General features: G+C 42.9%; 13 protein-coding genes and 1 pseudogene. 6 read left to right on the top strand and 8 right to left on the bottom strand.

The window, feature by feature from the left end:
- Positions 1–185: phage antirepressor KilAC domain-containing protein (locus PVV70_RS09505; RefSeq protein WP_273758999.1), on the top strand; the 185-nt coding region annotated here is incomplete at its 5' end.
- Positions 182–460, top strand: coding sequence for a hypothetical protein (locus PVV70_RS09500; protein ID WP_273758998.1), 279 nt, complete (start codon positions 182–184; stop codon positions 458–460). The genes PVV70_RS09505 and PVV70_RS09500, both read left to right, overlap by 4 nt.
- Before the next feature lie 44 nt (positions 461–504).
- Here PVV70_RS09500 and PVV70_RS09495 read toward each other — a convergent pair whose 3' ends face one another.
- On the bottom strand, positions 505–834 hold the full coding sequence (locus PVV70_RS09495; RefSeq protein WP_273758997.1) for a HigA family addiction module antitoxin: 330 nt from the start codon (positions 832–834) through the stop codon (positions 505–507).
- Between the two features lie 87 nt (positions 835–921).
- Between PVV70_RS09495 and PVV70_RS09490 the strand changes: the two genes are divergently transcribed.
- Entirely contained in the window at positions 922–1,101 is a 180-nt protein-coding gene (locus PVV70_RS09490; protein WP_273758996.1) for a type II toxin-antitoxin system HigA family antitoxin, read from the top strand.
- A 308-nt stretch (positions 1,102–1,409) separates the two neighbouring features.
- Here the strand turns inward: PVV70_RS09490 and PVV70_RS09485 are convergent, their stop codons facing one another.
- The 7 genes from PVV70_RS09485 to PVV70_RS09455 are packed head-to-tail and all read right to left on the bottom strand — an operon-like array spanning position 1,410 to position 9,408.
- Complete coding sequence (locus PVV70_RS09485; protein WP_273758995.1) at positions 1,410–2,795, bottom strand: Bgr_08870 family protein; 1,386 nt, start codon at positions 2,793–2,795, stop codon at positions 1,410–1,412.
- Between the two features lie 14 nt (positions 2,796–2,809).
- Positions 2,810–5,953 carry a DUF4815 domain-containing protein gene (locus PVV70_RS09480; protein WP_273758994.1) on the bottom strand — a complete coding sequence of 1,048 codons (3,144 nt, stop codon included), beginning with the start codon at positions 5,951–5,953 and terminating at the stop codon, positions 2,810–2,812.
- A 1-nt stretch (position 5,954) separates the two neighbouring features.
- Positions 5,955–7,061 (bottom strand): phage tail protein, encoded by a 1,107-nt coding sequence (locus PVV70_RS09475; protein WP_273758993.1) that lies wholly within the window; start codon positions 7,059–7,061, stop codon positions 5,955–5,957.
- Positions 7,061–7,885 carry a baseplate J/gp47 family protein gene (locus tag PVV70_RS09470; protein WP_273758992.1) on the bottom strand — a complete coding sequence of 275 codons (825 nt, stop codon included), beginning with the start codon at positions 7,883–7,885 and terminating at the stop codon, positions 7,061–7,063. The genes PVV70_RS09475 and PVV70_RS09470 overlap by 1 nt, the downstream gene beginning before the upstream one ends.
- Positions 7,882–8,223, bottom strand: coding sequence for a GPW/gp25 family protein (locus PVV70_RS09465; protein WP_273758991.1), 342 nt, complete (start codon positions 8,221–8,223; stop codon positions 7,882–7,884). Before PVV70_RS09465 ends, PVV70_RS09470 begins: the two co-directional genes overlap by 4 nt.
- Positions 8,220–8,885, bottom strand: coding sequence for a phage baseplate assembly protein V (locus PVV70_RS09460; protein WP_273758990.1), 666 nt, complete (start codon positions 8,883–8,885; stop codon positions 8,220–8,222). Before PVV70_RS09460 ends, PVV70_RS09465 begins: the two co-directional genes overlap by 4 nt.
- Positions 8,866–9,408 (bottom strand): hypothetical protein, encoded by a 543-nt coding sequence (locus PVV70_RS09455; protein ID WP_273758989.1) that lies wholly within the window; start codon positions 9,406–9,408, stop codon positions 8,866–8,868. Before PVV70_RS09455 ends, PVV70_RS09460 begins: the two co-directional genes overlap by 20 nt.
- Positions 9,409–9,484: 76 nt before the next feature.
- Here PVV70_RS09455 and PVV70_RS09450 point away from each other — a divergent pair, with 76 nt between their 5' ends.
- From PVV70_RS09450 to PVV70_RS09440, 3 genes and pseudogenes are all read left to right on the top strand, one after another.
- A complete protein-coding gene (locus PVV70_RS09450; protein WP_273758988.1) occupies positions 9,485–9,784 on the top strand; it encodes a BrnT family toxin in 300 nt (99 codons plus the stop codon).
- Positions 9,771–10,043 carry a CopG family antitoxin gene (locus PVV70_RS09445; protein ID WP_241436204.1) on the top strand — a complete coding sequence of 91 codons (273 nt, stop codon included), beginning with the start codon at positions 9,771–9,773 and terminating at the stop codon, positions 10,041–10,043. The genes PVV70_RS09450 and PVV70_RS09445 overlap by 14 nt, the downstream gene beginning before the upstream one ends.
- 42 nt (positions 10,044–10,085) lie before the next feature.
- Positions 10,086–10,295: pseudogene (locus tag PVV70_RS09440) on the top strand (toxin-antitoxin system HicB family antitoxin); the annotation flags it as partial.
- Between the last annotated feature and the right edge of the window lie 150 nt (positions 10,296–10,445).

The raw sequence follows: 10,445 nt of genomic DNA, 5'->3' as shown, positions 1-10,445 counted from the left end.
TGTATCGACGTGCTCCAGGGGCGCCGTTGTTACCCTATCAAGATAAAATCAAGAAAGGCTTTATGGATTGCCCTGCGATTACCATTCAAAGACCAGATGGGACAGAAAAGATACTGCCTTCCACGAAAATAACCCCGAGAGGTTTGGCATGTTTAAGAGAGCAAATCCATGGAGATGTACAATGAATACCAGTATAGATTTTTTATGCGATTTGTGGATGGCGTTGTATCAATTTTCTGATCGTGATGATATTGAAGACAAGGCTTTTAATACTCTTATTGAGACTATGGATGCGATAGAAAAAGCTTTGATTTTAAAACTTCAAGATGAGATGCCAAATATACTTAAAATTTTGGCAATGATTACAAATTTTGGAACTTTAAGACCACCTCCGATTATAGAGTCTTTGTTAAAATCTTACGAACCCAATTTAGACAACCCCATTAAAAAGGTTGCTTAAGATAAAACATGGTTCATCTCCCCATCTTTAGGGTGGGGAGAAGATCATGAATGGCTATGTTCCATTTGCGCATTCATTTCGTTAGCTGTTAGTGTTGGAATAGAAGAGACATCAATATCACGCTCTGCATGCCAAGCATCATAATTGGCTTGCATACGTAACCATATGGCAGCTCCATCACCAAACATCTTTCCAAGATAGACTGAAAGAGAAGGGGAGATGGGCTTTTTTGCCTTTAGAATATCGCAAAGATGTTGGTGTGATATACCAAGCATCTGTGCAATTTCTAATTTTGTTTTACAAGTTTCAGGAATAATATCTGCTAAAAGCTCTCCTGGATGAGTAGGGCAGCGATTAGGATTACGTGTGGTCATGGATAGTCTTCTTTGCAATTAATTTTAAAACTATTACAATCTAATTAGTATGACATCAATACCATGTAATTTAAAGAAATTTAAGAAATGAACATCAAGCCCATTCGCACTGAGAAAGATTATCAAGAAGCCTTAGAAATTGTATCTGCAATGTTTGATAATCAACCTCAAGAGAACACTCCAGAATTTGATCTCATGGAGGCTCTTGTTTTGTTGATTGAAGCATATGAAGCAGAGCACTATCCTATTTCTCCTCCTCATGCGTAAAGAGAAGCACAAACTTATGAAGGGGATAAATTTGCACGTTAACATCAAGGATTTTCCAACTGCACCAAAGGCTGTCTGATCAAATATTGCTAAAAACTTAGATCTCTTTCCATTTTTCATAAAGCAAATACGAAATTTAAATTCTATTGTCATTTTTCTCTCCAAATCAATGAAGAGACAATAACAATCATCTACACTCTCTCATAAGACTGACAGTGTTAGTCAAAAAAAAACTTTAAAAAGGCTTTGAAAATCATACAAGCTCGCTACAAGCATGCATTTGACTTGCGCTCTCTTTGGTTTTGTATTTATTCTTTCCATAACCTTATAAGAACAGCACCATCAGCTCCAGCACCGCTTGGAGAAGAATCGGCATGAGAACCAGCACCCCCACCTCCAAAGCCACGCCCTGCTTTTCCTGAACTATAGGAACCTTCTCCTATCCCTCCAGAGCCCCCCCTTGATGTATCACCTCCAGCATCACCGCCACACCCGCTTGTCTTACCAGTCACTCCATCTGTTCCAGCACAACCATTGCCGCCTTTAGCAAGTCCTGAATGTTCGTCTGTTGCTAAACCAAAATTTCCTCCCACGCCTCCAGCTCCACCAGAACCTGAATAGTAGGAAGTCGTACTACCACCAAATCCCGAGTGAGAGGTATGGGAGTAAGCACCACCACCACCCTTTCCTCCTGTAGCCGTCATAAAATTTTTGCCAACAACTGTTGTTTCTCCAGAATTACCGCTTACAAAACTCTTTGCAACAGAAGCTCCTCCTTTACCAATGATGATATTCTCATGCCCTTTTAAACTGGCTTTATAGCCATACCATACGGAACAACCGGCACCACCACCTCCTCCTCCTAATCTTGAAGCAAAAGCTCCACCACCACTACCGCCGCCGCCCCAGGCTGTAATTTCTACCTTGGTTTTATCCGTGACCCAATCGGGCCATTCAATTTTTCCGTTCTGTGTATAGAGCAATTCAGCATCAGCAAGGGCCGGCCAATTGGTGATTTTATCGATCAAATCTTTTTTAAGACTCTTTATCCCTGCTAAGATGGCTGCATCAACTTGCGCTTTGGTATAAACAACATCACCATCGATTTTCAGTGGTCCTTTAAGTGAGCTTCCGTTTGTACTTAAGTTAGTGACCACTTTATTGTTATGGGTAATATTCAATGATGAGTTTCCCAACAGCTCCAAATCGCCACTCATAGTGACTTTGCTGGTAAATTTATTATAATTCTGCCATTCATTTGGGTTGGCTAAGCGTCCATAGCTGGTCAGATCTTCATTGATCTTAGCTCTAAAGTCATCAAGCCCCACAATATCTTCGGTTTTATGTTGGTGTGCACCTAACAGGGATACAGCACTGCCAAAGGTGAAGTTATTATTGCTTGATTTATAGAGAACATAATTATTTGCAGCGTCCTTAGCACCCTCGATATCGCTTAAATTAGCAAAAGTGAAGGTTTTATCGGCTGCCATTTTGGACTTAAGGGCTGCTTCAAGATCTGCAACATCACTGATTGTATGCTTATGTTGTAAAGGGGCTTTTTGATCTATCTTTTCCTCAACATCTGCAAGAGCCTGATCAATTTTTGTCAAGTTTTCGCGCAAGATTGGAAATTCAGAACTAATAAAGCGTCCTTCTTTGGGTAATTCCATGTCGAGTTTTTTAGTTTTGCTCATTTTTTGTTCTCCCCTCACAATACGCCGGCGCCAAAATCACGCACCATGGAGCGTGCAGCAGGTCCACCGGTAAGGGTGAGTTTAAGGCGCGCTTGTTTGGCTGTTTTGTCGCTGCTCACAAATTTGCGCTCTGTCCAAAGCGGTTCAGCGAGTTGTTCTGTCTCATCGAGTTTTAAAGGGACAAAGGTACCATCATCCAGTTGCATCTCGAGGGTGAATGAAGAACCGCCCGGTAAAAAGGTTTTGATATAACTGGTCAGCCTTGCCTTTTCCCCAAAGGCAAAAGCACGCGTGACATAAGTGGCTGTTTTATGAATCTTTCCTGCAATCAATTGCACAGGGGCAAATAAGACCGGTGAAAGCTTCTCTGTCCCTTTGAGAATGGCGCGAAGCTTGACTTTTTCACTGATATATTCGGTCAGCTTGAGCAATTGAAAGGGAAGCAGTTGATAAACCGTGCCATTGTTTCTTTCAATTTCAAAGATGACAGAACAATCGCTTGAAGGCAATTCAATGGCTGCACGCACCTGCAAATCAGAGCAGTCCACAAGATCAAAGGTGCCTAAATCCACCGTTTTTTCTGTTTGTTTATAGCGTGCAGCGAGAACCCGAAAGGCTAAAGCCTCATCTTGGTGCGCGCTCCAGCTCTGCGCATTAACAGAAGAAAAGCGTGGACCCGTCACATAGGGGTGACTTGAAACATATCTTTGGTTGCCTTTATCAAAATCGCCAAGTTTGGCGAGAGAAACAGAATGATCCCCATCATCAGTTTTAAGCACAAAGGCGGTGAGACGATCATCGGGCACTAACAAAGGAACAGCGTAGCGTGCGCCAGCCCAGCCGGTTTTGGCGCCCTTCATGGAATAGGAGGTTTGGGCTTGAATATCGGCGGTGGGATAACCGTTTTCGGTAGTGACCAAATCAATCACCAGATCATGGGCTTGATTGCCTATTTTACAAAGATGGAAATCAATCCCCGTTATTTGACGTGTTTCATCGGGGGTAAAGACTTGGGCTTGCGGGTCGACTTGTGTCCAGATTTTCACCGTGGTGGTACGCCGCATCACCTTCACATCAATCACCCCTTGACCGGTAAAAAGCCCCGTTGCTGTTGTTCCACCTTTCCCTCGTGCAATCACATTCTTTGTCCCAGCCGTAATGTTTGGAGGAATCTTGAAACTCCCTTCAAGGGTGCCTTTGCTATTGGCAACAAGACGGCTTGTTGGCAAGACATTCACGCCATCAAAGGTAAGACTGTCCAAGATTTCATCACTGCCAAAACCTTCAATCTTAAAATTCAACTTTATTTGTCTTAAAAAGTCGATTTGCTCTCGAGTCTCATTGATGAGGTCATCACGTACTTCCGTGTTGCGGATAGTGCTCCCGCGATTCCAGCCCATATTGAGTTGATTGGTCACACCAGAGAGCCAATCAGTGCGCTCAACATGCCAAAAATCTGTTGCGGGGGTAAGGGTGACTGTACCAGGGAGAGGCGCAAAATTTTGATAAGGATTGATCTTTTCACAAGCCGTTGTCAATTCTTGCGCAATGATCACTTCATTGGTCCAGTCAAGGGTGACAGGGGCGTTTAGGGGGGCGGTATAAAATGTTGGGTCAAGAGCAAGCTGTAAAATACCGTTTCCCACAGCACCCGTTTGTTCAAAACCTTCATCGCGATAAGAGTCATCGAGAAAAGGGTCTGCAAACATGCCTTTTTTGGCAACGGGTTCTTTAGAATCCACATTGCTTTTAATGCGCTCTAATTGCATCAAGCGGTCAAGGGAAAGCACCCGTTGAAAATAGCGCCACATCTCATCATAAGGCGCAACACGTGTGCCATCATTTTTGACAATAGGCAAATCAATCCAGTTATTGGTAATGGTGGCAAGAGAGAGCACATCTTCAGGAACGCTTGGCGCCATAGGTTGGTCTGCCGAAACCCCTTTGATATAGACAACATCGCCCCCAGTATTGAGACCAATACGGTCAATGCGGGGCAATTTGTAAGTGTAATTCACGATAATATCACCGTTCATTGCGCCATCTGAGACAGTGATTTCTTGTGCTGTAACTTTATCAGCCTTCACACTTGCCCGATAACGATAAGTCACTTTATAGCTGCTTCCAGGAAGCGGTTCATCCCCCACAGGTGCCCAATCAATGGTGTCTCCGGTCTTTTTAAAATCCTTTCCCTCTTTAAATTCCTTGCCTCCTTGGACAATTTTGACAAAAGAAGTGATACTTTTGTCAGGAACACCATCACGCCCAGATGTAATAGCCCCGCGGGTCACATTAACGGTTTTTTCTTTCGTCAATAAAATGGAATGAACAGCTGCAATGGGGGTGTAATAGGTTTTAAAGGTAAAGCTTGTTTTTTTGCTTTGAGGCGCAAAAATATGGGTTTCACTAGGAACTTCACTTGTCGAAAAGTCTTCCATCTCTTCATGGCGCAAGGCGGCTAAGCGTTTGCGTTTGAAACCATTGATATTGGCTTCTCCCTCTTGGATACTGAACACTTGCTTTTGTCCCTCTTGGCCCAAAGCTGTGACACGGCAACCATTCACGATATAATGCCCATGAGCGCGGTCGTACGTCGCAATGGCTTGCATGGCTGGTTCAAGCAGTGAGGGGGATTTTTGATCAATGAGCACACCATCTTGCAAAATGTAAACGGGGAAAAACGTGCCTTGCTGTTCATCATCTTTGAGAGCCCAGACAAGTTTTGCCACCTCGCGTGCAGCACCTCCTTCTCCTTCTGCTAAAGACCCTGGCACTTGTCCTAAGAGCTGTGGATCATCTTCATATGTCACCCAGCTTTTTTGCAGTTTTACACCGATTTCTATGCGTCCAACCATAGAAACATTCTCTAAGACGGCATTTGAGACCGGAAAGATATCGCCGGCGATATAAATCTTGCCCTCTGTTAAAGTGACGGTTTGCTTATCTTTATTGACAAAGGCATCTGCTCGTTCAACACGGTCTCCTTCTTGTGCCACAAGGCGCCCCAAACGGTCATGGCGCCCCCTTATGATGGTTTGAACTTCATTGAGTTCTCCTGCTTGAAGAAAAGGGCGCTGTCCATAGAATACAACGCTTTGTTGTTCATCTTTGCCAACGGATCGATCAATTGCAAAGGGTAAGCCACTTTCATGCTTCATATTAAAACCTCAATAAAATCTTGAATTGTTCGCGAACATCTGCGCGCAAAGAAATGTTGATCGGTGTTTTAAGGATCTCTACACCACCCTTTAGTTCACCCTCGTCACACCAAAGTTTGCCAGGAGGTGTCTGTTCTGCCACAGTGCCATGAACGAGAAGGGAAACAGAGGCGGCTTGTTTGTCTTCAACATCCCGAAAATCGGTGCGCGCTGCAAGAAACAGCATGGTGCCAGTTTTCGAAGGACTAAATTTGTTGCCACAATGGCTATAAACACCCTCCAAAGCTGGTTCGACAGGCGCTACAGCATAGCAGCGGCGAAACCCAATTAGAGTGTTATCGATATCTCTTAAAGCGAGATAAAGGGAACGGTTTTGGAACCATTCTGCCATCAATATATCGCGTTCGTGTTTTTTGACAGAACACCATGGAAAATTTGCCAAATCCCAAGGGTAATCGATATGGTCCCAGCTTAATTCCTCATCGAAATCATCAATCCAGTTGCCAATGAGTTTGCCTTCTTCTTTTGTGAGAACGTGGTTGATTTCTGTCGTGCGTCCAAAGGAAAACAGTGTGCCAAGAGCTGTAAGACGGATGCCGCTCTCAAAATCCAGCATACTGTTATCAAGCTGTGACATATTTGTTTCAACAGCCCCCACATCATAACCAATGACACCGCGGCGAAAATCAGAGCGCAAGCTTTTGGAAAGGTCGACAATGGCTTCAATTGCCTCAAGATCACCTCGTTCAGGCAAGTGATCAAATTCAAGTTGAAAGGAATTCCACCAAGCACGCTCTGTCCACGCGGGTGTAAAGTGTACTGAGAGTCCAAGCCATTGAAGACCCATATCAATTGCCGCTACAGAGCCACGTATCCGCTGCCATTCAAGTCCTTGGTCAAGAAGATCATAGAGGTTTGGAACATAAGGGGTGAGTTCTCCAAGCCCATATTCTTCAATCAACCATGGCAAGAAACGGGGAGGGCGTGTGATCAGTTTAGAGCGCGAAATCCCCAAAACAGAAGCATCAACATCTTGATGAAAATCGCAAACATCAGCAAGGCGCCTTTCAAATTCCGTTGCATTTGTTGGGAGTAAAGTACCACCCATTAGCGTGCCCGCCCTTTAAAGTTTAAGGTGATTTTTCCAATCGATAAAACTTCTTCATCACAAACCGTACTGTCCCTTGTTGGTGTAATGGCGATCACTTTTTGGACACCAGCAATCATGAGTTTGGAAATCCACCACGAGAGGCTTAATTCACGCCCAAGGGCTTGTTTTTGTTTCCAAGCGGTGCGTAAATGTGCCTCCATTTGGGTTAAAACCGTGAGTGCCGTTTCTGGTAACAGCCAAACATCTGCTTTTAAGTCCACAACTTTTGCAACAGCCGCATGCACAAGGATGGTGTCATTGGTCATGATGACGTTCTTATCGTGAAGGGCTTGTGAGACTTTGTCTAGCAAGTCTTGGCTTGCGGTTTCTTCTTCATTGTTGCCAAAAATGGCAACATGAATGGTTGGGTTTTTCCCTTTCCGATAAATAATGGCATCTTTTACGCAGCTATCTGCGGATAAAGCAATAAATTTGTAATAAGGCTCTGTTCCACTGCCTTTGCCACTGCGGGTGTGAAGTCTTATGCGTTCGCGGTATCTCTCATCACTCTCACCGTCCATTCGTTGAACACCATGCCAATTGCCCAAAGCATCAAGAGACTCATCTTTTGCAAAATCAAGAATATTATTACGTGCCGCCTCATTAATGCGTTGTCTCAAAAGCAGTTCTCGATAGCTAAAAGCCTCAATGATTTTTAATGCAGGGTCACTTTCTAAAAAGGTATAGCTGGGCAAGAGTTCTTTTAAATATTCAATATTTGCAGCGCGGATTTCTTCAAAAGAAAGTTCTGAGATGATTTCGGGATTGGCAAGGTTCTTCATTGTATCAATAATCCTTCCATGGTAATGGGTTTGCCGGATGGCAAATAAATGCCTTCAAAGGACAAGAATACTTTTCCATCATCACACCTTTTACAATCAATCTTTTGGAGCTTAAAACGGGGCTCCCACTTGTCTAAAGCCTCAGCAACAGCGGCATAAAGAGCAACAGCAAAAGCATTATTCACTGGAGCATCAATCAGTTCCGCAATGCGTGAACCGTAATCACGCCGCATGACACGCGAACCAATGCGTGTTGACAAAATATCAAGAATTGATTGGCGCAAATGATCAATACCGGATAACGGCTTTCCTGTCATACGGTCCATTCCACTGTTCAATTGGGACCTCCTGTCATAGCGCCACCAGGGGAAACACCCCCATGAACATGAGTTGCTCCTACATTGGTGCCGTTATGCTTTAAGTCACTAGAATGAAGAGCAATGCCATCATCACAATGGAGTGAAATTCCCCCGCCTGCTTTTAGGGCAATGGCTTTTTCTGCGTTTAAGTTCAAGTCACCTTTTGAAACAATTTTTATGCCTTCTGGTGCTTGCAATTCTAATTTCTTGCCATCCCCTTTTATCGACACACCATCAGAAATCGTGAGATTAAACTTTCCTCCTGATGTGAGATTAAGGGTATAGCTATTTTGTTTATCATCATATTCAACGATTGTGCCATCAGGATAAAGTGTTTTATGGATATTGCCTTTATCGGCTGCTTGGTTTGCATCGGTGTGGAGTGAGCCAAGTATCACCCCTTGTGATAAATCGCCGGAGGAAGAGACGACAACGACTTGTTCTCCAATGTCGCGCCCTTCATAAGAACAGGTTTTTCCAGCGCGGGTTTGTGTATCTGGAATCCAGTCACTGATCAGATGACCACTCTTTACCCGATAGCGTGCATTTTTGTGGTCGACATGGCTAATTTTCCCAACCACCACCATATTGGCTACGCGTCTTTTTAAATCGGTAATCTCTTTATCGCGTCGCTCTAACATGGGATTCCTCAATTTTTACGTATTTCTCTTCGTTTTCCACACCGGTTTCTGGTTTAAAACCGACAAGCGGTTTAACAATTCCTGCGGTTGCATTTTCTTCATGAGGGGAGGGAATATTGGTCACGTAAGTGACTTCAAAGGTTAAAATGGCACCATGGAGCGCTAGAGCACCATTATCGCCAAAGGCAAAAGCAATATTTTGCAAGCGGCACGTCTCAACGGTATTGTTAAGATTGGGATTGGCATGGAAAATCTTCTCAACTTGCCATGCTAATTGATCAACGAAGCACGCTCCGTTTTCTTGTGTGCTATAACATTCAACATCCACTGTTAAAACGCGCCGCCTTAAGCCAAAATCATGTCCATCTTCGATGGTTTCGTTTTGCGTTGAGATATTAATGGCCGGCATTGCTTCAATAAATAAGTTGAAGTCACGCATATTGAAAACATTATCACCAGCTGTTGTCTGTGCTGCTTTTATCAACGTAACAAATGTTTCTCTTATCGTTTCGCGTGGATGCATAAAGGCTCCTATTCGAACAAATTGATATTTAATTATTTTTATTGTATTTGTGGATACATTTTGATATACATTCGTTATGACAATAAATATCAAAATTTATGGCATAAACTGGGATGAAGGTAACTGGCCCAAATGTGCTAAACATGGAGTTTCTAAAAAAGAAATTGAGTATTTATTCACCGAACCTGGAAATCTCGTCATAAAGAACGACCCAAATGTTAAAGAAGAGCGTTTCAGAGCTATTGGTAGAAGTTATAACGAAAGATATATTTTTTTAGTTTTTACCTTAAGAATGATAAAAAACGAACTGTTTGTGCGTCCTATTAGCGCCCGTTATATGCATCAAAAGGAGATTGATTTTTATGAAAACCTCTAAATTAAAACAGATACCTGTTTTCAAGACGGATGAAGAAGCTGAAAACTTTGTTGATACTGCTGATCTTACAGATTATGACTTAACCGGTTTTAAACCCGTTCATTTCGAATTCTTACCTAAAGAAGCTTCTATCAATATTCGCTTGCCTCAAGCGCTTATGAAAGCTTTAAAGGAAAAAGCGAAAAAACAAGCTATTCCTTATACACGCTATGTTAGGCATCTGATTGAACGAGATTTACGAAAAAGTCATCGTGGTTAGTGTATCCTTTATAGAGGATAATAGAAAAGATAGAGTTAAAACATGAACAATAATCATTATACTACCTATCGTGTTTTTTGGTCACCAGAAGATGAGGAATATGTTGGTTTGTGTGCAGAATTTCCATCCCTTTCATGGTTAGATGTTCAAGCAGAGAAAGCTTTAAAAGGTATTATGGACCTCGTTTCAGAAGTTGTTGAGGATATGCAACATAATGGAGAACAAGTCCCTATATCTTTGTCACATGGCAAATGAAGTTGAATGTACAGTTTAACCACCTCCCCACCTTTGAAGTGGGGAAGGGGAATGTTTTTCACTTAGGCAACCTTTTTAATAGGGTTCTCGAAATTTGGTTCGTAAGCACGCAACAAAGAATCCATGCTATGCGGTAACTCTGAATCT

This window comes from Bartonella sp. AU55XJBT (assembly GCF_028618525.1).
The sequence above is the reverse complement of the archived record's forward strand: the minus strand, read 5'-3'. Positions and strand labels throughout refer to the sequence as shown.